Raw genomic sequence first — 23207 nt, forward strand, 5'->3', positions numbered from 1 at the left:
AGACGACATTTCCGGACAGAATCGGCGGCTGCGGCCGGGACCGCCCTGTTTTTTCTGGAATGGCGGGATTTTACGGTATTCTGGCGCAATCCTGAGGAATTGCGCGATGCCACACGACTACCAGCCCCGGATTTCGGCCTCCACATTGAACGACCCGCTGCGGGCTGTTGAGTTCATGAACGGCGATGCCGGCAGGATTTTCCGCACCGCCGGGATCGGCCCCGGAGATCTGGAAGGCGAGATCGGCCTGCAGAAGTTCGTGGCCTTCTGCGAGCATGCCTCGGACCAGCTGGGGCTGCCTGATTTCGGCTGGCGGGTGGGCTCGGTGTTCGACCTGCAGAATCTTGGCACGCTTGGAGATTTCATCCAGCAGGCCCCGACGCTGGGGGCGGCGCTGTCGCTGTTCCGCAATGCCTTTCCGATGGTGCAGAGCGACTCGGAAATGCGGCTGTCGACGGAGGCGGGCAAGGCGCTGCTGACCTACCGGATCCTGGATGCACGCATCTGGCCGCGGCAGCAGGATGCGGAGCTGACGCTGTCGGTGCTCCATAGTCTGGTGAGATCCGCGGCCGGGCCGGACTGGCGGCCCGATCTGTTGTCGCTGGAGCACGAATCAAGCGCCCTGCAGCACCGCAGCGCTGCCGGGCCGCGCTGTCCGGTGCAGTTTGCCGCCGCGTCCAATACGCTGGTGTTTCCGGCGGTCCTGCTGGATCTGCCGCTGGCGGACAGCGATAGCCCGGCGTTCAAGGCGGCGTCGCAGTCGATTGTCCGCAGCGCCCGGCAAAACGAGCGCGAGGCGCCGGTTGCCGTGCGGGTGCGCCGCGAGCTGCTGATGCGCATTGGCCGCGAGAGTTTCGAGCAGACCGTCATCGCCACCGCCCTGGGCATGTCGCGCCGGACCCTGCGGCGCAAGCTGGAGGAGGAGGGGCAGAAGTTCTCGCGGCTGCTGGCGGGCTGCCGGATGGAGATTGCCAAGCGCATGCTGCGGGCACCAGGGGCGCAGCTTCATGATATATCGGAGCGGCTGGGCTATTCCGAAGTCTCGGCTTTTGAGCGCGCGTTCCGCCAGCGGGAGGGGGCGACGCCGAGCCAGTACCGCAAGCAAGCGTCCGGTGGCGGAGCCGGTGACGGTGCTGCCGGGCTGGATACGGGGTCAAAGTAACCCGGCGCAGCGCGGCGCGGAAATTCTGCGGGCTGGTGTGATCCAGCTTTCCCGCCGGCCCGTAGATATCCTATGATGCCAGTGAAAACAGACAGGCCGCCCGATAGAAACCTGGCGCGCGGGGAACCTCCTGAGGGCAAAGCTGCAGTGTCGAAGGCGCAACCTTATTCCGAGCTGACCATCTGGCTGCTTGCCGTGCGCGATCAGCGGGACCGGGCAGCCTTCGGCAATCTGTTCGACGATCTGGCGCCGCGCCTGAAAGGGTTTGTCATGCGGTCCGGAGCGGCGCCGGCGCTGGCCGAGGAAATCGTTCAGGACGTCATGCTGACCATCTGGCGAAAGGCGGGCCTGTTTGATCCGCATAAGGCGCAAGCGGCGGCCTGGATCTATCAGATCGCCCGCAACCGCCATATCGATATTGTCCGCAAGGAAAACCGTCCGGTGCCGGATGAACTGGGCGAAGACCCTGGGCTGGGCGCTGATGCCGGCCAGATCCTGGCGATGGAGCAGGAAGCCGGGCATCTGAAACTGGCCATCGAGCAGCTGCACCCCGATCAGAGGGACATGATCGAAAAGGCCTATCTCGGGGAATTGACCCATCAGGACATCAGCACCCAGACCGGCCTGCCGCTGGGAACCGTAAAATCGCGTATCCGCCTGGGACTTGGGCGGCTGCGCAAAGAGTTAAAAGGATTGCGCTGAATGCCGGCAATCACCCATCACATTCCCGACCCGATGATCGCCGCCTATGCGGGTGGCAGCCTGCCGCATGCGTTTTCCATGGTGGTGGCAAGCCATCTGTCCTGCTGCCGCGGCTGCCAGGCAGCGCTTGGCGCGCATCAAAGCGTGGGCGGTGCCCTGCTGGAGCGCACCGAGGCGGCAGAGCTGTCCCGCGGCCTGAAGGCCGGTGTCATGGCGCTGCTGGACGCGCCGCCGGTGCCGGAGCCGCAGTATGACGCCAAGGGGATCTATCCGGGGCCGGTGATGCAGGCTCTGAAGGGGGCCGCGCCGCGCTGGAGGACGCTGGGCATGGGCGTCAAGCAGACCATCCTGTTCGAAGGGGAGGGCGGGTCGGCCCGGCTGCTGTACATCCCGGCGGGCCGGGCGGTGCCGGATCACAGCCATAACGGACTGGAGCTGACGCTGGTGCTGCAGGGCAGTTTCAGCGACGAAACCGGACGTTTCGGGGTTGGCGACGTTGAGATCGGGGATGAGGAGCTGGAGCATACGCCGGTTGCGGATGCCGGGGAACCGTGCATTTGCCTGGCGGCCACCGATGCGCCGCTGCGGTTCAGCGCGTTCATGCCGCGGCTGCTGCAGCCGCTGTTCCGGATTTAGGCCGCCGGGTTTACCGGGCGGGCGGCGGGTCTCAGCCGCCGGTCTGCCGGCCGCGATAGGCCAGCCAGTCGGGCAGAAGGGCGAAGGCTTTGATGGCCCAGGAGAAGGGACGCGGGAAATCGGTTCTGAAGCGGCGCGATTGCAGGGCGCGCACAACATGCGCTGCGGCCTGTTCCGGGGTCATCAGCTGCGGCATCGCAAAGCTGTTCTTCTCCGTAAGCCGGGTCTTGATAAAGCCGGGGTTGATAATGCGGACGGTGACGCCGGTGCCTTTCAGATCATGGCGCATGGTTTCCGCCAGGCTGATCAGCGCGGCTTTGCTGGCACCGTAGCCGATGGCGGCGGGCAGGCCGCGGTATCCGGCCAGGGAGCCGATCAACGTTATCTCGCCGCGCCCGGATTTGACAAAGCCGGGCACGACCTGCCCCAGAACCCGCAGCGCACCGTTGAAATTGACGTCAATCATTCTGAGGGCCGCATCGGTGTCCCAGTTCTGGGTGCGCAACGGTTCATAGGCGCCGGCGTTGTAGATGACGGCATCAACCGGCCCGGCCAGCCGGGCGGCGGATGCGACGGACTGCGGATCGGTGACGTCCACCGCCGCCGGCCGGGCCTGTGTCAGCTCATCCGCGAGCTGTTCCAGGGCTTCGGCCGAGCGGGCAGAGAGGATCACCCGGGCACCCAAGGCGTCCAGCTGCCGGGCGGTTTCGCGGCCCAGCCCGTGGCTTGCCCCGATCAGCCAGATGGTTTTGCCGTGCAGGCTGTTCATGCCTTGCGGTCCGAATAGGTGGAACTGTCTGACAGCAGCGGCTTTGGCGGCGCGGGTTTTCTGAGAAACGGCGCGCGTTTGACCCAAAGCCTGAGGGCCTGCCAGTAAATCAGCGCCACCACGCGCAGCGCCCCGAAAGGCCGGCGGATGGCGGCGCGGGCCAGGGACGCGGTGGTTGCAGGCCGCCGCCGCCCGTTCAAAGTCGCCAGCACGCCCTGGCTGCCGTTTTGATAGGCGATCCGGATATTGAAGGCGCGGCGGGTCATTTCAAAGCTGAACTGGTAACGCCCGGCCACTTGCTGAAACGGGGAAACATGCATGAGCTTTTGCGCTTCAATCACCTGTTCGGGCTGAAGGGGCCGGAAATCAGGGTGCGCCGCGAAATAGCAGTGCCGGTGTCCGAAGGTGTTGTTCACCTCGGCGATGAAGGCCCGCGGCGTGCCGTCCCTGACCGCGATCCAAAAGCTGACCGGATTGAAATGAAACCACAGAAAGCTGGGCTGGGTCAGTAACAGCAGCTGCGCCCTGCCGAGGGGAAAACCGCGCTGGAGCAACTCCTCGCGGAACCAGGCCGCGCCGCGCCCGTTGCCGCGCGGCCCGCCATGGTGGCGGTCATGGATGGAAAACAGATTGAACCGGTTGCGCGACAGCAAGGGCGGAGCGCCGCTGGTCATGTCCGTCAGGATATAGTCGACACCATAGCGGAAGGCGTTTTCCACCGCGCCCCGCCGGGCATGAAAAGTCTGAGCTGCGACATGTTCAATCATACAGGGGTTACGTTTGCTTTGCGGTGCTGGATCACCGCGGGCCGGTTATTTTATCGCACCCCAAGTGATCCGCAGCCGCCCGGCGGACGTAATGAAAGGAAACAGCGGGAAGGAAAACAACGCATGCTGGATCAAACGCAGGGGCTCCGCCGCAAGATTGCAATCGCGGGGGGCGGCATTTCCGGGCTTGCTGCAGCATACTACCTGTCCTCCAGCCATGACGTGACTTTGTTCGAGGCAGCTCCGCGGCTGGGCGGGCATGCCCGGACCGTGCTGGCAGGGAAACACGGCGACCAGCCCGTGGACACGGGGTTCATCGTGTTCAATTATGCCACCTATCCGTATCTGACCCGGCTGTTCCGCGAACTGGACGTGCCGGTGATGAGAAGCGAGATGAGCTTTTGCGCCAGCATTGATGACGGGCGGCTGGAATACGGGCTGAACAGCCTGCGGATGCTGACCGCGCAGAAGCGCAATCTGATCCGGCCGCAGTTTCACAGGATGATCGCCGATATTCTGCGTTTTGGAAGACAGGCCGAGGCGGCCGCGGCGGACGACGGGAAAACCATCGGCGAGCTGGTCGCGGAGCTGGGCCTGGGCAGCTGGTTCCGCGACCATTACCTGATGCCGATGTGCGGTGCGATCTGGTCCACGCCCGTCAGCGATGTCGATGCCTTTCCGGCCCGGTCGCTGGTGCAGTTTTTCCGCAACCACGCGCTGCTGGCGGGGGCCGGCAGGCATCAATGGTGGACCGTCAAGGGCGGCAGCATCGAATATGTCCGCCGCCTGGAGACTGCGCTGATAGCGCGGGGCTGCTGCATCCGGCTGAATGCTCCGGTCCAGCGGGCGGTGCGGCAGGCGGGCGGCGTGTCCGTGCAGGCGCAGGGGCAGCCGCCTCAGAGGTTCGACGATATCATATTTGCCTGCCACTCCGATCAGGCGCTGGCCATTCTGGGGGATGATGCCCGGCCGGAAGAAGCGGCGGCGCTGGGGGCAATCCGCTTTCAGCCGAACCGGGCGGTTCTGCATTGCGACGAAGGGCAGATGCCCAAGCGGCGCAGGTGCTGGTCCAGCTGGGCCTACCGCAGCCAGGAGGGCGGCGTCGGCATCACCTATTGGATGAACCGGCTGCAGAACATTCCCGAAAGCGATCCGCTGTTTGTGACGCTGAACCCCGCCCGGCCGATTCCGGCAGCAAAGATCTATGATCAGGTGGAGTTTGCGCATCCGGTTTTCGACCAGGCGGCCCTGCAGGCGCAGCGGCAGATCCGGGCGATGCAGGGGCGCAGCAACACCTGGTTTGCCGGCGCCTACAATCGCCATGGTTTCCACGAAGACGGCATCGCCAGCGCCATGCGGATTGTCCGCATGATGAATCCGCTCATCTCTCACCCGGACAAAGGAACAGATCATGGCATTTGCAGACAAGGCCTTGCAGTCGGAATTCCTGTCGGCCTGCGCGCGTCTGCGTGACGGCCGGCTGACATTGCGCACGCCGGATGGCGCGCGCTATGAGTTCGGGGATCGGGGCCCGGGGGCTGAAATGCAGATCCATGACTGGGCTGCGGTGTCGGCGATGGCGGCGCATGGCCAGGTCGGGCTGGGCGAGGCCTATGTGCAGGGCCTGTGGGACACGCCATCAGTCGAAGGGCTGACGCAACTGGCGATGCGCAACCGGGCGCATCTGGGCAGCTATGATCAGGCCAGCGTGCTGAACCGGGTCAAGTTCCGCGCCGTCGATACCCTCCTGCGGGCAAATTCCAGACGCGGTGCGCGCAAGAATATCCGCGCCCATTATGACGTGGGAAACGAGTTCTATCAGCTGTGGCTGGACGACGGCATGACCTATTCCTCGGGCCTGTTCGGGGCTGACGGCGACGACCTGGCCCAGGCCCAAAGCCGCAAGAATGCCCGTATCCTGTCCCGCCTGGGAGAGGGGGAGCAGGTGCTGGAGATCGGCTGCGGCTGGGGCGGCTTTGCCGAACAGGCCAGTGCCGAGGGCCGCCACGTGACCGGCGTCACCATTTCGCGCAATCAGCACAGCTATGCGGAATGCCGGCTGGACGGGCGCGCGAATATCCAGTTGCGGGACTACCGGGATATTGACGGCAGGTTCGGCAGCATCGTCTCGATCGAGATGATCGAGGCGGTCGGGGAGCGTTACTGGCCCGGTTATTTCGCCAAGCTGAAGACCAGCCTGGCCGAAGGCGGGCGGGTTCTGCTGCAGGCGATCACCGTAAGGGATGACTTTTTCCAGACCTACCGGACCTCTTCCGACTACATCCGGCAGTATGTGTTTCCCGGCGGCATGCTGCTGTCCGATCAGGTGATTGCAGAGCAGGCAGAATCTGCCGGGCTGCAGGTTGCGGACAGTTTCGCCTTTGGCCAGGACTACGGCAAAACCTGCCGCATCTGGGCCAAGCGCCTGGCAGGCCAGAAACGCAGGATCATGGCGCTGGGATACGGCGAGGCGTTTTTCCGCAACTGGCAGTATTATCTGGAGATCTGCGCCGCCTCCTTTGCCGTCGGCCACACCAATGTGGTGCAGGTGGAGCTGGCCCATGCGTAGGCAGGCCCTGCGTTTGCCCCGGTTGATCCGCGAATTGCCGGGCGGGTGATGATTTACCCGCGGGTCAGCCTCTTTGCGATGATGCTCGCCTCGGCGGGGATCCCGCTGTACATCCACCTGCCGCAGTTTGCGGCGGTGGAGCTGGGCATCGGCCTGGGCGCGCTTGGCGGTATCCTGCTGGCGATCCGGCTGGTGGATCTGGTGCAGGATCCGCTGATCGGCTGGATCGTCGACCGCTGGCCCGGTGCACAGCTGAAGTTCGCAATGCTGGCGGCGGGCGGGCTGGCCCTCGGGTTTCCGCTGCTGTTCAGCCTTACTCCCGGGCCGGGGGTGATACTGCAGCTGGTGCTGGTGCTGATCGGTCTGTTCACCGCCTACAGCCTGGGGATGATCCTGCTGTACGGCCGCAGCGCCACATTGGCGGCGCGCGCAGAGCCGCGCGAGCTGCTGACGCTGGCGGGGTTCCGCGAGGGCGGCATGCTGGGCGGCGTGCTATTGGCGGCAATTGCCCCCGCCGTTCTGGTGCGCCTTGGCGCGCCGGGGCAGGGCTATGCCGTGTTCGGGTTTGTGCTGGGCGGCTTTGCCCTGGCTGCCGCGGTTCTGACGCGGCCGGTCTGGACCCGGCCTGCGGTGACCGGGCAGCCGCTGTCGGTGGTGGCGCTGGCCAGGGCCGGGGCGCTGCGCCTGCTGGTTCTGGCGCTTCTCAACAGCCTGCCTGTGGCACTGACATCGACCCTGTTCCTGTTCTTTGCCGATGACCGGCTGAACCTGGCCGGATATGCCGGAGGGCTGCTGGTTCTGTTTTTCCTGGCCGCCGGGCTGAGCGTGCCGTTCTGGGCCTGGCTCAGCCGGCGGGCGGGGCCGAAACAGACGCTGCTGATCGCGATGCCGCTGGCCATCGCCAGCTTTGCAGGCGCCGCCTTTCTGGGGCCGGGCAGCCTGCCGGGGTTTGCCCTGATCTGCGCGGCGTCCGGTGCTGCCCTTGGGGCCGACATGGTTCTGCTGCCTGCGATGTTCAGCATCGCCCTGACCAAAGCGGGGCTGAATGCCTCCACCGCGTTCGGCATCTGGTCCTTTGCCGGAAAGCTGGCGCTGGCGCTGGCGGCCGCCCTGGCGCTTCCGCTGCTGGAACACCACGGTTTCCGGCCCGGCGCGGACAACAGCCGGCAGGCGCTTGGCGCCCTCAACCTGGCCTATGCCGTGCTGCCCTGCGTCCTGAAAACAGCCGCCTTTGCCTTTGCACTCACCCTGCCAGAAGAAAGACCTGCCGCATGAAACTCCTGATCGCCATCCTGTTGATCGCGCTTGTTGCGATGATTGCAAAAACCTATTGGCTGAGCTTCCGCTTCCAGTCGCCCGAAGATTATGCAGACACCGGTCCGCAGTTTGTTCTGAACAAACACCTGTCCGGTGAATTTATGTCGGAAGGGCTGATCTTTGGGCCCAGCGGCAAAATGACCAGCAGTTTTGTCGCAAAGATGGTTGGGGACTGGGACGGCGATACCGGCACGCTGAGCGAAGAATTCACCTATTCCAACGGCGTGACCCAGAGCCGCAAATGGTTTCTGACTCTTGGCCCCGGCAGCACGTTCACTGCCACGGCAGAGGATCTGGCGGGTGAAGCACAGGGCGTTGTGTCAGGTTCGACAGTGCGGCTGAGTTATGAGATCATCCTGCCGGACAGCGCCGGGGGCCATGTTTTGAAGGCCACGGACTGGATGTATCTGACCGCCAACGGGGTGATCATGAACAAATCCGAAATGCGCAAATTCGGCCTGAAAGTTGCCGAACTGGCTGCCACCATACGTCCCGTGCAGTAAGCCGGCGGCAGCTAAGTGTGCCTGATGCGGGCCGCGGCGGCCGGGCGTTTGGGTCAGGCCCGCGGGATCCGGCCCAGGATCCTGAGGGCGTTCTGCTCGGCGCAGTTTGCGGCCTGTTCCACATAACCCGGCGCGGTGCCCGGCTGCGCGGCGGCATGCTGTTCGGCTGCGGGCCGGTGTTGCACCATCAGATCCACCAGCCGGGTGACGCGGTTCAGGACTTCGGCGGGGCGGAAGCCAAGCTCGGCCGCGATCTGCGCAAAGTGGTCCGGTGTCACGTCAGCGGGTTTGCGTTTGCGGCCGCCGATTTTCTGGGCGAAATACTGGTTCACCGCGGGCCAGGGCAGGACGGTGGAGACATCGTAGAGCGGGGCAAGCGCAACCGACGGGCCAAGCCGGTGCAATATGGAATAATTCTTGGCGTGGGCGTCGGTGTTGGCCACCAGGATGTTGAAGGCGAACTGATCAAACAGGTTGAGCACATCCCTGGGCTCCAGATGCCCGGCGGCGGTGAACAGATTGGCGAGGGTGAAGCCCGGCACCGATCCGACCTCATACTTGCGCCCCGGCGGAGTGGCTGTGGCCTGGGCAAAATCCTCCTGATGCAGGCGCTGGATGCGCCCGGAGGCGGACAGGTGCCGGTCATAGCGCAGGACGCAAATGGCCGACCGGACCCCGAGGGCGATCGAGGCGGCCTGCGCGGCGGGGATGCCGGTCTTTTGCGCAAGCGTCAGGCAGTAGAGCTCATTTTCAACGATGCCCGGCAGCCGCGGGTTGTCCGGCTTGAGGATAACGGTCGAGGGGGCGCCGTTTCTGGGAATGGCCAGCCTGCTGCCGTCCTCCGGCAGCTGCAGCACCGGGCGCCCGTCCGCGTCCAGAACGGCGAGGGCGGATTTCTGCTGCCCGCCGGCCAGCGACAGGCGGACCCCGTCGGCCCCGGCCAGAAACGGCCGCTGGGCCAGGTCGTTGAAATGCGCCTGCAGGGCGTCTTGGGGGCTGGAGGTGCGGTAGTAATCCGTCAGCAGGACATAGTCCCACTGGTCCTGCAGGGAGGGGCTGTCAAAGGACAGCGCCCCGGCGGTGTCGCCGCCGATTTCGCGCAGCAGGGCCACCGCATCGGTTCTGGACAGGCCGAGCGAGCGGCTGAGGGTTTCCAGCTGCTGTTCTTCCGGCAGCAGGTTGGCCAGCCAGGGGGCCGTAACCCGGTTCGGAAACGGGTCAGGCCCGAGCGGCATCAGCACCGAAATGGGGAAGGCGCGGGGGGTGCTGATCCATTCCGGAGTGTAGGCAAACCCTATGGTGCCGTCGTCATGAACCGCGATGCGGCCAACCAGAAACTGCGCATAGTAGACCGGAACCTGAAGGGTCATTCCAGGTCTCCAAGGTCGTAGCCGCTGGCGGTGCCGGTGTGCGGAGCATCGGCCGGGGACGCTTCGAACAGTTCTGCCGCGGGCACGCGCAGGGCCTTGGCGATCCGGTACAGGGTCGAGGCCCGCGCGTCGCGGGTGCCGGTTTCGATTGTGGAGAGCGCCGAAACGCTGGCCCCGGTCAATTGCGCAAGCTGGGTCAGGCTGAGGCCCTTGTCCTTGCGGATGCTGCGGATGGACTGGCCAAGGCGGATCAGCTCCGGGTGTTTCTGATCGGTCATGCGGGCTCCGGTTTATCGAATACGATAAATATGCCCTGCGGCCGGAGGTGAATCAACAGTTTTTACCTTTTTCGATAAATTTCTACTGAGGGCGGGGAAAACCTCAGAGAATTTATCTAATACGGTAAAAAACGGAGCCGGGCGCATACCTGTCCCGCGGAGGGATTACGCCGGGGCTGTTGCGGACTGCCAGATCATGTTCTTGAATTCTTCGCGGAAGGCAAAGCGGGCAAGGTGGTTGTCGATGATCTGGCGCGCATGATCCAGCTCCTCAGCGGTCGGGGCGGTGACATCGGCGGTCAGTTCCTGAGCGGTTGCGCGCAGGGTTGCGGGGCCCATTCCCAGCGCCACGGTGCCGTGGCCGGTTTTATCGGTGGCGTCGAATTGCACCTCGACCTTATGGGCGAAATGCTTGCAGAGCTGCTGCAGGTATTTTGCTGCATCCGGGGTGTCAAAACGGCCTGTGTCGGTGAGCATCGCCAAATTCCTTACTGTTTTACTAAGCTACAGGCACTGTAGTGAATCGCCACGGCGCCGCAACCCGTAAACACAAGCGCAGGCCGAGGGTTTTTACGGTTGCGATATTTGCGGCGGGGGCAAATCCGCTGCTGACAAATGCTTGCGCGCAATCTAGAAAAGCCGGGCTGCGGTGCAGGCATCTTTCGCAATGGTTTCAGATTCGGCCCCGTCCGCGGGCCGTCTGCAGGGCGGAAACGGCAACCCACATCTCAAGCGATCCCAAAAATCCACTTGAGAGGGTCCCCATGTTCCGGGCTTTTGAAAACCTTGTCGATCCTTTTGCCGCGGACCGGATGGACCCGCCGCGCGCCAGTCTGCGGGCCTATCTGATGCAGCAGATGGCGCCCTATAAAAAATGGCTGCCGCTGATGTTTGCCACCGGGGTGCTGACGGCGCTGATGGAAAGCGGGCTGATCTTTTACTCCGGGCGGGTGGTTGATCTGATGGCCGGAACCGGCGCCGCGGCGTTCTGGGCCGCGCATGGCACGGAGATGCTGCTGGCGCTGTTCTGCGTGCTGATCCTGCGGCCGGCACTGACCGGGCTGAACCATCTGCTGCTGGAGCAGACGCTGTCGTCGAACCTGCAGGAGCAGGTGCGCTGGCAGGCGCACCGGCATCTGCTGGGCCAATCGGCCGCCTTTTTTCAAAACGATTTTGCCGGGCGGCTGAGCAACCGGGTGATGCAGATGGGGCCGGCAGTGCAGGACAGCGTGCATATGCTGTTCGAGGCGATCCTGTTTGCGGTCACCTATATGATCGGCGCGGTGCTGGTGTTGTCGCAGATCGACTGGCGGCTGGCGGTGCCTTTGGTGCTGTGGGTGGGGCTGTATATTCTGTATGTGCGCCATGTGGCGCTGAACGTCGCGGCCACCGCCGAGAAATGGTCGGACGCGCGGTCGAACGCGACGGGGCGGATCGTGGATGCCTATGGCAACATTGAGACGGTCAAGCTGTTTGCCCGCAACCAGCAGGAGCAGGTCTATGCCTTGTCGGCGCTGCGCCGCCTGCGGGCGCGGTATCAGCGGTTCTTGCGGATGATGACGACGCTGGCCTTTGGCAGCATCGCGATCAACGGCGTGCTGATCCTGATTGTGGTGGCCCCCGCGATCTGGCTGTGGATGCGCGGCCAGGTCAGCGTCGGCGAGGTGGCGGCGGCCTCGGCCCTGACCATCCGGCTCAACGGGATGAGCGGCTGGATCCTGTGGGTGACGATCCGGCTGTTTGAAAACATGGGGGTGATCCGCGAGGGTTTGCGGTCGCTGTCGGCGCCGCATGGGATCACCGATGCGCCGGGGGCGCCGGCGCTGCTGGTCGGCAGGGCTGAGGTGCGGATCGAAGGGCTGACGCATCATTACGGCAACGCGCGCGGCGGTGTGAGCGGGATCGATCTGCATATTCCGGCGGGCCAAAGGGTTGGCATTGCCGGGCCGTCGGGGGCGGGCAAGTCGACCCTGATCAACCTGCTGCTGCGGTTCCGCGACCCCGAGGGCGGGCGCATCCTGATCGACGGGCAGGACATCCGCGGAGTGACGCAGGACTCGTTGCGCAGCCAGGTCGGGGTGGTGACGCAGAACACCTCGCTGATCCACCGGTCGGTGCGCGCCAATATCCTCTATGGCAACCCCGGCGCCAGCGAGGCGGAAATGATTGCCGCCGCCAAGCGGGCGGAGGCGCATGAGTTCATTATGGCGCTGCGCGATCAGGCGGGGCGCACCGGCTATGACGCCCATGTGGGAGAGCGCGGCGTGGCGCTGTCGGGCGGCCAGCGGCAGCGGATCGCCATTGCGCGGGTGGTGCTGAAGAACGCGCCGGTCCTGATCCTGGACGAGGCGACCTCGGCCTTGGACAGTGCGGTCGAGGAAGAGATCCAGAAAACCCTGATGGATGTGATGCAGGGCAAGACGGTGATTGCGATTGCCCACCGGCTGTCGACGATTGCCCGGATGGACCGCATTGTGGTGCTGCAGGACGGCCGGGTTGCCGAGGACGGCAGCCATCAGGCGCTGCTGGCCGGGCAGGGGGTCTATGCCGGATTATGGCAGCGGCAGGCCGGAACCGCCGAGAGGGTGCTGGAACCGGCCGGCTGAGGCCTGCTGGATATGCCGGCATGGAGAAAAGCAAAACCGGTGTGCAGCGATGCACACCGGGTCTTTTCCGCACAGGCGGGGCGGGTTGCTAGACTGCTTCTGCCTTGGCGATGCCGTTGCGGGTTCGGGCGCGGACTTCTGCGATATCGCTTTTCAGGGTCTGAAAAACCGCATCTCCGAACCATTCCAGCGAGGCCTCGCAGCCGGGTTCCTGTGCCAGGGCATACAGGAAATCGCTGTAATCATAGGCCCCGTCAAACAGCGGCACCATGCCGTCGCGGCTGCCTGCCGCGCTGTAGACGTTGCCGGGGGCAAAGACCCCGAGCCGGTCGCGGGCGGAGACGTTTTTCAGGTGGTAATGCGCGATGCGGGGCAACAGGATGCGGCGGGCCTCGACCGGGTCGCCGCCGCCTTCCCAGATGTGCAGGGCGTCGAAATTGATCATCAGCGCATCGTGATCGGCGGCATCGATCAGATCGCAAGTGCTGGCCAGCGTGTCGGCCAAGGTGCCGGGGTGGGTTTCAACCAGAAGCCGCAGCCCGTGATCGGCGGCGATGGTGCAGGCCTCGCGCAGGGCGCCGATGGTCCGGCGGCGCTCGTCAGGCGTGGCGGCGGCGCTGCCGTGCTGGCCGGCAAAGGTGCGCATCTTCCCAGCCCCCCAGGTGCGGGCCTGAGCGCAGAGCGCGAGGGTGCGGCTGCGCAGCAGACCGGGGTCCTGCAGCGGCAGGTAGTCGCTGATCATCGGCACCGTCAGCCCCTGCGCCGCCATCCACTGGGCGTTATGCAGGGCCAGCGGCGGCTGGCTGCGGGCGTGCACGCCCCACAGCTCGATCCCCTGGAAGCCGTTGTCACGGGCCCAGAACGCAATGTCCTTGAGGCCGATGAGCTGGTGGCGGAACGAGATGGTGCAAAGGGATATCTTCATGCCGGAAGCTCCTGCGGCTGGGGGCTGGCCGGAAGACCGGCCGGAAGACTGGGCGGGGCTGGCAGATTGACCGCGCACCAGGCGTGGAACTGGCTCTGGAGCGCGGATTTGATGGTGAATTCCAGCTCGTCCAGCGCATCCAGCGCGGCGAACAGATCGGGGATCAGCGCGCGGTCGCCGGTATGGGCGATGCGGGCGGCCAGGAAGTGCAGGCTGCGGAAGCCCTCGCACAGCGCCTCGACCCGGTCGCATTCGGCGTCGAAAGCCGCAAACGCCGTGCCGAGTTCCTGCCAGAAGAAGGCAAAGGCGTGCTCGTAGGCGTATTTGCGCAAGGACAGCACCGGCAATTCGCGCACCGCGTGCTGCAGGTCTGCCAAGGCCAGCGGGCGTGCGGGCAGGCAGTGGTAATCAAAGATCCGGCGCAGGGCGCTGGTCAGCAGATTGCCGTCCGGCCGGAAGGTTTCATTGAAATAGGCGGCCAGATCCTGCGGGTGCGGCGCCCGCGCATGACCGCTGTGGATAATATAGCCGCCTGCGACGGTGGGCTGCGCCATGGCATTGAGGATGGTCTTGCGCGGCAGGCCGCCGCGCCAGCGGTAGTCCGGATCATAAAGGTGCCAGATGTCCGGATCGTCTGTCAGTTCAATGATCACGAAATGCGGGAAGGGGTTCTGATTGTACTTATTCTCGCGCTCGGGCAGGTGGTACATGTCGAGCAAGACCACCAGCTGCTCGTCATCTGATTTGGTGGACAGCAGCCGTTCGAAACGGGCCAGGTTTTCCGCCTTGGTCCGGCTGTGATCGTACCATTCGCGCACCGGGATATTGTAGAGCCGTTCGACCCAGCCGGCGTAATGGTCCTGGGTGATCTCCTTGCTGTGGTAGGCGAGCTGCATCGAGGGGGTGACGGCAAAGCTGCTGTCCCAGGTGCCGAAGTAGAACGGCCGGAAGTTCAGATCCTGGTGCCGGCGGATCGCGGCGCAGAGACAGCTGACAAAGCAATGCACGGTGATTTCGTTGGGGGCGGGGGCGTTGCCGTCGTCCATGGCCGGTGCCGGGGTTTCGCCCATCAGCATCCGGATCAGGGCGTCCACCGTGGCAAAATCGTCCTTGGACAATGCGCGTTCGGGCATTTCGATGCCGTGATCGGTTTCCAGATGCAGCATCAGGTTGATCAGAATGACCGAGTCGATGTGCAGATCGTCGTTCAGCACGGCAGCGGGGCCGAACCGCGCCATATGCGCATTTGCCAGCGGCCCCTGCAGGGTCAGGCGGATGGCCTCGAGAAGACTGTCGTAGGTCATGCGTTTTCCAGATCCTTGGGGGCGGCGGGGGCGGCATATTGTGCCGCGATTTCGCGGCGGCTGATCTTGCCGTTGGCCTGGCGGGGCAGGGCGGGCAGATGTTTGATGAGACGCGGCTGCTGGTAGTCGGCCAGCGTATCACGGCAGGCCCGGCGCACATCGTCCTCGGCTGCGCTGCCGGCATAGAGCAGCCCGGCGCGGGCGCCGGAGTGCGGGTCGGGCAGGCGGAAGGCGACGGCATCGGAGACGCCGGGCAGCGCCATGACGGTTTTCTCGACGTCCTGCGGATAGACGTTGAGGCCTGCGACATTGATCATGTCGTCGGCGCGGGCGGTGAACACCAGCATTCCGTCCGCGCGCAGGTGGCCAAGATCGCCGGTGTCGATTTCGCGCCCGGCGGCGGTGACATGCACCGCATCCGGGGCGCCGTTTTGGCCGGCGGTCAGGGTGGCATGCGGCAGCGGGTGGCCGACGTCATAGGGGTTTTGCAGGTCCTGGTTGATGGCAACGCAGCCGGCCTCGGAGCAGCCGTACTGCTGGAAAAAATGGGTGGTGCGGGCGCGGATCAGCTGGAACCAGGCCTCGGGCAGCACGGTGCCGGAGGTGTTGGCCGCATAAAGCCGCTGGCCGGCGGGCAGCAGCCGGGCCAGGGTGTGCAGCATCGCGGGCGAGGTATAGAGCAGCGGCTGATCCGTCTCGCGCAGGCGGCGCAGGATGTATTTCGGGTTCAGGCTGTCGAGGATCACCGGCAGATGGCCGCGGTGCAGCGCCACCAGAACACCGGCAATCAGCCCGTAGGAATGGGTGACCGGGCAGGCAATCACCGGCGTCATCGCCGCGCTGGCGGTAAAGAAGGCGGCGTAGCTTTCGACCTCAGCCGCGATTTCCTCCCAGGTGCGGGTGATGACCTTGGCGGCCCCCGTTGTGCCCGAGCTCATCTGCACCAGAACGCCGCCGCGCGGGGTGTTGCCGGGGTGCGGGACGGCGGTCTGCTTCAGCCCGTCGCTCAGCAGCAGATCGCAGCCCGCCGCCTGGGCCATTTCACGGGCGGTCTCCGCCGGGATGCCGGCATGGATCGGGAACACGCCCGCGTTCTGCACCCGCAGGTACAGCAGGACCGAGAGCGCGGCGCCGGTGTTCTGCATGTGCAGCCCGTAGCGGTGCGCAGCGGGATCGGTCAGGACGCTGTCCAGCCGGGCGGCCAGATCAGCCGGGTCGATGGGGGTGTCGTTCAGCACAAACATGTCAGCAGTCCTTTGCAGGGGCCAGGGCATTGGTGATCAGATGGCGGTACAGCGGCCGGCCGGGATCGATTTTCCGGGTGATGAGGCTTTCGGCGTGGATCTTCGGCGCAAAGGGCGCCAGTGCGGCCTGGCGGGCCTCCAGCCCGTGCTCGGCGGCATACCGGTCAAGCCGCGCCCGGACCCGGCGCCAGAATGCGGTCTCGGCCAGGCCGTACCGGCGCTGCAGCAGGTCCGAGAGGTCGGCGAGGTTGAACACAAACAGCGTGTCCATCACCAGTTCGCGCAAGCCATCGGGCGCAGACAGCTTGTGGTAGTCATCCAGCGGCGCATCCGCATAGATGGGATCGATCTGCGCCAGGTCCGGGCACAGGCCGGGGCGCGACAGCAGCGCGTCAACATATTCGACGCCGTCGTGGAAATCGCGGGCGATGAGACCGGCGGGCCAGCCGTTATCATGCTGCAGGATCAGGTTCTGGCCATGCGCTTCAAGCCCGATGCCATGCGCCACCATCAGGTGCCAGACCGGCAGAACGGCGACTTCGATCAGCTGGTCCAGCCAGGGATCCAGCCCGTGCCGGTCTATCCAGGGGGCAATCAGCGGGGTGCCGTCCGGCTCGGTCAGGGCAAGGCCGTTGAAGGGCATCATCCGGTCTCCGGCCAAGCCCAGCGACTCGGGGCTTTGGCGCCAGATCGCGGCCAGATGCCCGTCCAGCGCGGTGCCGCGGCCCGCGATGATGCCGGCGTATTCGGGCAGCAGGGTCAGCCGGTAGCGGGTGGCAAACAGCGGGTCGCCGGCCAGCACGTCTGCCAGCCACCGCGAGATTGCGGGGGCAATGGCAACCGTGGCCGGAATGAAGGTGCGCAGCGAGGAGGTGTTGCGCATGGCCATCGCGGTTTTGACATGGGCGCGCTGCGGGGTGTCTGCATTCATCAGGGTGCGCACCGACTGGGTGGCGCGGTAGGGGTCGCCGACCGGGCCGATCTGCACCGCCCGGCCGGTGCGGCACCAGTCCTGAAACAGCGGATCGTCCTGCAGCCTGGCGGCTTGCCAGGGGTGCAGCGGCAGCAGGCGGAAATCCTGCAGCGGCGCGTCCTGCTGGTCTGCCAGCGCGGTGATGCGGTCCCATTCGGCAGTGCCCAGCTCCTGCGGCCAGAAGTCCTTATCCGGCAGGGACTGCTGCACCAGAGTGTGGTGGAACAGGACCCCGGCCAGCCGGAAGGTCCGGCCTGCTTCGGGTCCATAGGCCAGATGGTCGGCGTCGGAAAACCCGCTGCGCGCCTTGAAACAGGGGTGGTAGGGGTGGCCCTCGTGCAGGGCGGTTTCCAGCGCGGAAACCGTCAGCCTGCGGCGCTCGGTCATCGGCGGGATCTGCTGTGCATTGAGATCGCTGAGATGTTCGGTGCGGGCCAGATCGGCGCGCAGGATTTCCATCGCCGGCGAGGGGTCCGCCACTGCAGCCAGCACATCACCGGTGTCAGCGGGGCGCCATCCGCTGCTGTCATATACCTCGATACTGCCCTCCTGCAGGCGGTAGCGGTCAAAAGCGCCGCGGCGGCCAAGGGCGCGGAACCGGGTGCCCCTCAGCGACCAGCGCAGCATCCGGCCGTGCCCGGTTTGCAGCGATGCGGCCCAGCCTTCGCTGAGCAGGGCTTCGCACAGCTGGCGCAGGACGCGCGGCGCGGTGCCGGCAAAGCGGTGTTCATGCAAGGACATCGGCAGGCTCCTGTGCGGGCTGCGGCAGGCAGGCGGCAATCGGGTTCTTGATCTGCAGGAACAGGCCTTCCTGGGTGTCGGTCTCCAGCTCGTCCATATTGTGAACGCGGGTCAGCAGGTTGGCCTTGGCGGCCAGGGCCGGGGCGGTCAGCAGATAGCGGGCAAACCCGGCGGCGGCGCCGGTGAACCGGCCGGCGGCTGCGGTCAGGCGGCGGCGCAGTTGCAGCAGCAGGGCGGCTTCCTCTGCCACCCCGTCGCAGCCCAGGCGGCGGATCACCGCAAACAGCTGATTGACGATCAGGTAATAGGCCAGCCGTTCATTGATGTGGTCCTCAGAGAAGACCAGCACCGGCTGGCCCGCCAGCGAGGGTTCCAGCGCGCTGAGCCGCGGATAGGCGTCCCGGGTGATGAAATAGCCCTGGTTGTCGCGGTAATAGGCACGCGACGGCAGGCCGGTGCCGAGATCCAGCAGGCTGTTCTGCTGATGCGCCTCCAGTGCGATGCCATGCCGGTCGTAGAGCGCCAGAACCGGATCCAGCATGCAGTCGAGATAGGCATCAAACCAGATGCGGGCCGTCTTGGCCCGGGGTTCGCCGCGTGCGGCTGCCAGCCGGGTGATGATACCGGTCAGCAGGGCGGTGCGGCCGGGCGGGGGGTCTGCGGTCAGGGCGGCAAGGTTATAGATGCCCTTGCCCTGTTCGCCGGCAAAAGGGTTCTGGCGGAAGATCACCTCGAACCCGCTTTCGCGGCGGCCGGGCAGGTCCACGGTCAGATAGGCCGGATCGTCAATGATTTGGAAGCGCGGGCTGGTCTTGGCGAACCCGAGCCTGTGCAGCAGCCGGGCCATGGACACGCCCACCTCCAGCTCGTTGCGCAGGGTGGCGCGCAAGGAATTTGTCAGCCGCACGGGAATGGAGAATTTCAGCATCCAGGGGCAATCCGGTGCATAAACCGTGCGGACCGAGGAGGTGGCGGCAAAGTCGCCGCCTGCCGCGCCCAGGTCGCGCAACCTGCCGGCGGCCAGAAGCGCCTGCACTGCCGGATCCAGCCGCAGCGCCTGCGCCTGCAGCGGGTGCGCGGGGATCAGTATTTCATCCGCTTGCAGCTGGAACATCCCGGCGATGCCGGGGATTTGATTGACCAAGCCCGCGGCGGCCCCCTGCGCAGCCCCCCGTGCGTCGTCCTGGGCGGCGCCCTGCGAGACGATGGATTTATCCGCCGCAAAGAAGGTGAGCGGGAACCGGCCTGCATATTCGGGGGCATATACCGCCTGCTGCCAGCCGGTCAGCCCGTCGCGGCTTTTGGGGGTGGGGTGCAGCCAGTGGCCATAGGACAGGGCCTGCTCGGCGGTCAGAAAACCATCCGGCTCGGGCAGGCCGGCATTGCGGTGCAGGATGGTTTCGATCTGGGCATTGCTGTTGAAGATGCCGCGCAGGAACTCCGGCAGTTTGCCCGGATCGCGGGTGTTCAGGCGCGAGAAGCATTCCTGCGCGATCAGGGTGATCACCTGCACCGGCGCTGCCGCCTGCCAGGCGGGGGAGGCGGCGAAGCGGATCTGCGCCGCTCCGAATTGATGCGGCCCGGTCCGGGAGTGGTACACGACCGCCACGCGCAGCCGGGCGGGGATGTGGCTGAGCGGGATCTCCACCGGGCGGCCGGGGGTGACACTGTCCGGCATGATTTCCCGCAGGAAACCGTTCAGCAGCGCCTGCAAGGATGCGGCCTGAGATACGGCCTGGGATGCGCTCTGGCCGCAGGCGCCGGGCGGAGGGGGCTGCTGAAAACTCATCGCGGGCAGCCCCGCAGGGACGTGATGGGAGGAAAGGCAGGTCGCATGGTCCAGGATTTTCCCGTAGCCGTGCCGCGGCTGGCTGACGCCTGGCGGGGGCCGGGCATTCAGGTCAACCGGGTCTGTTTCGACATGAACTAGCGGGAAGGCTGGCTGCTGAGCGGCGCCGGCGGAAGGCAGGGCGCCTGTTGTGACGTTGGATTCACACCGCTTTTAATAATCGGATTCCGAGCGGCGGGGAAGCGGTTTTTTCCAAAAATACGAAGGATTTACGGCGCCCGGCAGAAGACCGCGCATGGCGGGAATCCGGCACGGGAGCGCCACGGCAGGCGCCCCCGTGATGGTTTAGAACTTGAGCGTGGCAACAACCGAGATATTGCGGCCCGGCTCCTTGATCGTGTTGATCGTCGAGGCGGAGTATTCGGTGCCATAGGTGGCGCGGTCGGCGTATTGGGTGTCGAACACGTTGTCGATGGCCGCCCGGATGGTGACGTTGCCAAGCGACGGCGGGCTGTATTCAGCAAAGAGGTTCAGAACCTGATAGCTTTCCTGCTTTTGGGTGTAGGTTTCATAAACACCGTTGTCGTTCGACAGGGCGGCCTCGACACTGCCGCCGACCAGCAGGTTCATCGCCGGGATCTCCTGCTGCACCTCAAAGGCCAGCACTTTGCCGATCGGGGTGCCCGAGTCGACCAGGAAGAAGCTTTCGGCCGGCGCATCGTTGAATTCGACGTCGCTGCTGTTCATGGTGAAGCGGGCAAAGCCGCTGTCCCAGCCATAGGTCGCGGCCAGGTTGAAACCCTTGCTTTCAAAATCGTTACCGGCGACAGCACCGGCCCCGGAGACGCCGCGGACGTTGTCGATACCGGTCTTGAACAGCTCGCCGCCCAGGGTCCAGTTGCCGCGCTGCCAGTCGGCGCCGACGATGATGTTCTTGGCGCGTGAGGATTGCAGGGCGGAGTAGTCCCAGGCCTGATAAAACAGAAAGTTGTCTTCCAGGTCGATGCCGCCGAAGACGTTGGAATAGCCGGCCCGCAGGGACAGTGCATCGGTCACGTCATAGACCAGCGACAGGTTGCCGCTTGCCCCGGAGGGCGAGGCGGTAAAAGACGTGCCGGTCTGGGCAAAGTCCTGACCGGTGAAGTCCTGCCAGTCATAGCGGAGGCCGGCCGAAACGCTGAGGCGGCTGCTGGGTTCAAGCCGGGCCTGGGCGAAGACGCCCAGGTTCGTGCTTTCCTCCCCGGTCAGCCCGTTGACCCAGGTGGCGTTCACCGCGCTTTCGCGGATCTGATAATCCACGCCGGCCGTGATCGTGTTGCTGTCGGACAGGTGGAAGTCGTTCTGCAGCGTCAGCGCGTAGGTGTTCGAGCTGGTGGACGTGGAATCGCCGAACGGATCGGAGGGGCGGTCAACGTTGATTTCAGAGAAACCAAAGGTCGCCGAAGGGTCCCAAAGGCCGGTTTCATTGCCGCTTTCATAGCGCAGCGAGGCGATGCGGCGGCGGGTGAAATAGGGGGCGAAGCCGCGGGTGCTGGAGCCGAAATTCGGCTGGAAGTTGCGGATTTCATTGTCCTGCGCCTCTTGCAGCGATAGTTCGATCCGGTCGCCCTGATCGCCCTCATAGGCGAATTTCAACAGGCCTGCGGTGAGGTTCGCGGCAGAGCCCGTGACCTCGTTGCCGTCGCCGTCCTTGTAGTTGTCGCCGGTTGCGCGTTTGGCGTAGCCGAGGATTTCAAAGCCGCCGCTGCGGCCTGCCAGGGTCAGCGACCCCTGGGCGGTACTGCCGTTGCTGGAATAGGACAGGCGGGAGCGGCCGCCGAAGGTCTCGCCGTCTTGCAGGATGTCTTCGGCGTCGATGGTTTCCATCACCACCCGGCCCGCCAGCGCCCGCGGGCCTGCATCGGCGGGGGCGACGCCGGGATCGACGCGGACCGATTTCATCAGCCCGGGGTCAAAGGCATTGGCGCTGACGTGGTGGAAGGTGCGGTTGTTCTGCGACACCCCGTCCACCTGCACCGCGAGGTTCAGCATGTCGACACCGTTGACGAAGATTTTCTGCGCGATCGGAATGCCGCCGCCGACAGAGACCGAGGCGATGCCGGCAAACAGGTCCTTGAGGTCGCCCATCGCGGCGCGTTCGATTTCGGCGTCGGCGACATAGATCGATGTTGCGCGGTCGGCGGCGTTGCCTGCGGGGTCGCGCTGTTTGACGATGATCGGATCCAGCGACAGCACGCCGTCGTCTTCTGCAAAGGCTGCCGGGGCGGAGATGAGAGTCAGGGCGGTGCTGCACAGCAGCCCTGACAGGCGGATGTTGGAAGTTCGTGCCATGATAAAACCCGTGTTCTAAGAGCTGATAGCTTGGGTTGAATCCTGGCTGGCCTTGCAAAGGCTGGGGTCTGATAAGAAGCAATCCCCGCAGCTGCAAGCCCCTGTCAGGGAGATTTGCCGTTAATATGCTGATGTTGCATATTTGCGCAGCCTGCAGCCTGCGGCAGAGGTTGCAGCGGCGCGGCTGGACTTTTGCCGCGCGGGCCGGTAAGCCGCTCTCGATTTTGAGCAAGCCAGCCCCGCCAGCCAATTTCCATCTTAGCAGGATAGAAAATGGCCCATCGGAAGATCGTGCAGCTGGCTGCATCAATTGCTGTTGCCCTGTGCGGCGCAGCGCAGGCGCAAGGCATTGCCATCGACACCGCGCGCGGCGTGGTGGAGCTGCCTGGGCAGCCGCAGAAAATCGTCGTCCTTGATGCCGCTGCTGCGGACACGCTGGAAGCTCTGCAGGCGCCCATTGCCGGGGTGCCGTCGCAGCTTTATGCCGGGCACCTGCAGGATCTGCAGGACAAGGCCGCGCCGGTGGGCACCCTGTTTGAGCCGGATTACGAGGCCATTGCCATGCTGGCCCCGGATCTGATCATTGCGGGCGGGCGGTCCTCGGCCCGGGTTGCGGCGCTGGCCGGGATCGCGCCTGCCATCGACATGACGATCTGGGGCGAAGACCACATTGGGCAATCGCTGGCACGGCTGCGCAGCTATGGCCGCCTGACCGGGCAGGAGGCACGGGCCGAGGATCTGGAAGCGGCGTTCACCGCCAAGCTGGAGCGGGCCAGAGCCGCCGTTGCGGGCCGCGGCAATGCGATGATCCTGATGACCAACGGCCCCAAAGTGTCGGTCTACGGCGCAGGATCGCGGTTCGGCTGGCTGCATACCGCGCTGGACCTGCCGGAGGCGGTTGCAAGCGTCGATGCGCAGACCCACGGCGAGGCGGTCTCGTTTGAATTCATTGCCGCGGCTGACCCCGACTGGCTGATCATCATCGACCGGGCTGCGGCGATCGGCCAGGGCAATCAGGCGGCGGCGGTCACCCTTGATAACGCGCTGGTGGCGGGCACCACGGCCTGGCGGCGGCAGCAGGTGGTCTATCTGGATGCCGCCAGCGTCTATGTGGCCGGCGGCGGCATCCAGGCGATGACCGCGACGCTGGAAGAAGTTCTGGCAGGGTTTGCGGCAGGTGGCTGATCCGGCCGCCCTGGATAACCGCAGTGCCGGGGGGCG

20 protein-coding genes are annotated in these 23207 nt (G+C 65.2%); 9 read left to right on the forward strand and 11 right to left on the reverse strand.

What is annotated here, in order from left to right:
- Positions 1-106 precede the first annotated feature (106 nt).
- From qhpR to METH_RS15945, 3 genes are all read left to right on the forward strand, one after another.
- The gene (gene qhpR / locus METH_RS15935; protein WP_024091510.1) at positions 107-1162 is read left to right on the forward strand and encodes an AraC-like transcriptional regulator QhpR; all 1056 of its coding nucleotides are present in this window, start codon (positions 107-109) and stop codon (positions 1160-1162) included.
- A gap of 147 nt (positions 1163-1309) precedes the next feature.
- Positions 1310-1864, forward strand: a complete 555-nt coding sequence (locus tag METH_RS15940; protein ID WP_044008704.1) for a sigma-70 family RNA polymerase sigma factor — start codon at positions 1310-1312, stop codon at positions 1862-1864.
- The gene (locus METH_RS15945; RefSeq protein WP_024091512.1) at positions 1865-2500 is read left to right on the forward strand and encodes a ChrR family anti-sigma-E factor; all 636 of its coding nucleotides are present in this window, start codon (positions 1865-1867) and stop codon (positions 2498-2500) included.
- A 31-nt stretch (positions 2501-2531) separates the two neighbouring features.
- On the opposite strand, the gene METH_RS15950 is transcribed toward METH_RS15945, so the two are convergent.
- Together METH_RS15950 and METH_RS15955 are read right to left on the reverse strand one after the other, a co-directional pair.
- On the reverse strand, positions 2532-3269 hold the full coding sequence (locus tag METH_RS15950) for an SDR family NAD(P)-dependent oxidoreductase (protein WP_024091513.1): 738 nt from the start codon (positions 3267-3269) through the stop codon (positions 2532-2534).
- Complete coding sequence (locus METH_RS15955; protein WP_024091514.1) at positions 3266-4036, reverse strand: DUF1365 domain-containing protein; 771 nt, start codon at positions 4034-4036, stop codon at positions 3266-3268. Before METH_RS15955 ends, METH_RS15950 begins: the two co-directional genes overlap by 4 nt.
- 123 nt (positions 4037-4159) lie before the next feature.
- Between METH_RS15955 and METH_RS15960 the strand changes: the two genes are divergently transcribed.
- From METH_RS15960 to METH_RS15975, 4 genes are read left to right on the forward strand one after another with little or no spacing between them, the layout of a single operon-like run.
- Entirely contained in the window at positions 4160-5509 is a 1350-nt protein-coding gene (locus METH_RS15960) for an NAD(P)/FAD-dependent oxidoreductase (RefSeq protein WP_024091515.1), read from the forward strand.
- Positions 5448-6605, forward strand: a complete 1158-nt coding sequence (locus METH_RS15965) for an SAM-dependent methyltransferase (RefSeq protein WP_024091516.1) — start codon at positions 5448-5450, stop codon at positions 6603-6605. Before METH_RS15960 ends, METH_RS15965 begins: the two co-directional genes overlap by 62 nt.
- 48 nt (positions 6606-6653) lie before the next feature.
- Positions 6654-7880, forward strand: coding sequence for an MFS transporter (locus METH_RS15970; protein WP_024091517.1), 1227 nt, complete (start codon positions 6654-6656; stop codon positions 7878-7880).
- On the forward strand, positions 7877-8425 hold the full coding sequence (locus tag METH_RS15975; protein ID WP_024091518.1) for a DUF3833 family protein: 549 nt from the start codon (positions 7877-7879) through the stop codon (positions 8423-8425). The genes METH_RS15970 and METH_RS15975 overlap by 4 nt, the downstream gene beginning before the upstream one ends.
- 53 nt (positions 8426-8478) lie before the next feature.
- Here the strand turns inward: METH_RS15975 and METH_RS15980 are convergent, their stop codons facing one another.
- The 3 genes from METH_RS15980 to METH_RS15990 all read right to left on the reverse strand — a co-directional run bounded on the left by METH_RS15980 (position 8479) and on the right by METH_RS15990 (position 10550).
- Positions 8479-9795 carry a type II toxin-antitoxin system HipA family toxin gene (locus METH_RS15980; RefSeq protein ID WP_024091519.1) on the reverse strand — a complete coding sequence of 439 codons (1317 nt, stop codon included), beginning with the start codon at positions 9793-9795 and terminating at the stop codon, positions 8479-8481.
- On the reverse strand, positions 9792-10073 hold the full coding sequence (locus METH_RS15985) for a helix-turn-helix domain-containing protein (protein WP_024091520.1): 282 nt from the start codon (positions 10071-10073) through the stop codon (positions 9792-9794). The genes METH_RS15980 and METH_RS15985 overlap by 4 nt, the downstream gene beginning before the upstream one ends.
- Positions 10074-10238: 165 nt before the next feature.
- The gene (locus tag METH_RS15990; protein WP_024091521.1) at positions 10239-10550 is read right to left on the reverse strand and encodes a DUF2218 domain-containing protein; all 312 of its coding nucleotides are present in this window, start codon (positions 10548-10550) and stop codon (positions 10239-10241) included.
- 287 nt (positions 10551-10837) lie between these two features.
- Between METH_RS15990 and METH_RS15995 the strand changes: the two genes are divergently transcribed.
- Complete coding sequence (locus METH_RS15995; protein ID WP_024091522.1) at positions 10838-12679, forward strand: ABC transporter ATP-binding protein; 1842 nt, start codon at positions 10838-10840, stop codon at positions 12677-12679.
- Between the two features lie 88 nt (positions 12680-12767).
- On the opposite strand, the gene METH_RS16000 is transcribed toward METH_RS15995, so the two are convergent.
- The 6 genes from METH_RS16000 to METH_RS16025 all read right to left on the reverse strand — a co-directional run bounded on the left by METH_RS16000 (position 12768) and on the right by METH_RS16025 (position 21986).
- The gene (locus METH_RS16000; protein WP_024091523.1) at positions 12768-13604 is read right to left on the reverse strand and encodes a sugar phosphate isomerase/epimerase family protein; all 837 of its coding nucleotides are present in this window, start codon (positions 13602-13604) and stop codon (positions 12768-12770) included.
- Complete coding sequence (locus METH_RS16005; protein WP_024091524.1) at positions 13601-14908, reverse strand: DUF6005 family protein; 1308 nt, start codon at positions 14906-14908, stop codon at positions 13601-13603. Before METH_RS16005 ends, METH_RS16000 begins: the two co-directional genes overlap by 4 nt.
- Positions 14905-16152: an AMP-binding protein gene (locus METH_RS16010; RefSeq protein ID WP_024091525.1), complete on the reverse strand. Its 1248-nt coding sequence runs from the start codon at positions 16150-16152 to the stop codon at positions 14905-14907. Before METH_RS16010 ends, METH_RS16005 begins: the two co-directional genes overlap by 4 nt.
- 1 nt (position 16153) lies before the next feature.
- Positions 16154-17866: an IucA/IucC family protein gene (locus METH_RS16015; protein WP_024091526.1), complete on the reverse strand. Its 1713-nt coding sequence runs from the start codon at positions 17864-17866 to the stop codon at positions 16154-16156.
- Complete coding sequence (locus METH_RS16020; RefSeq protein WP_024091527.1) at positions 17853-19655, reverse strand: IucA/IucC family protein; 1803 nt, start codon at positions 19653-19655, stop codon at positions 17853-17855. The genes METH_RS16015 and METH_RS16020 overlap by 14 nt, the downstream gene beginning before the upstream one ends.
- 345 nt (positions 19656-20000) lie before the next feature.
- Positions 20001-21986 carry a TonB-dependent receptor plug domain-containing protein gene (locus tag METH_RS16025; protein ID WP_024091529.1) on the reverse strand — a complete coding sequence of 662 codons (1986 nt, stop codon included), beginning with the start codon at positions 21984-21986 and terminating at the stop codon, positions 20001-20003.
- Between the two features lie 273 nt (positions 21987-22259).
- Between METH_RS16025 and METH_RS16030 the strand changes: the two genes are divergently transcribed.
- Complete coding sequence (locus METH_RS16030) at positions 22260-23171, forward strand: siderophore ABC transporter substrate-binding protein (protein ID WP_024091530.1); 912 nt, start codon at positions 22260-22262, stop codon at positions 23169-23171.
- The last annotated feature ends 36 nt before the right edge of the window (positions 23172-23207 follow it).

It is taken from the genome of Leisingera methylohalidivorans DSM 14336, assembly GCF_000511355.1.
Taxonomy (GTDB): Bacteria; Pseudomonadota; Alphaproteobacteria; order Rhodobacterales; family Rhodobacteraceae; genus Leisingera; species Leisingera methylohalidivorans.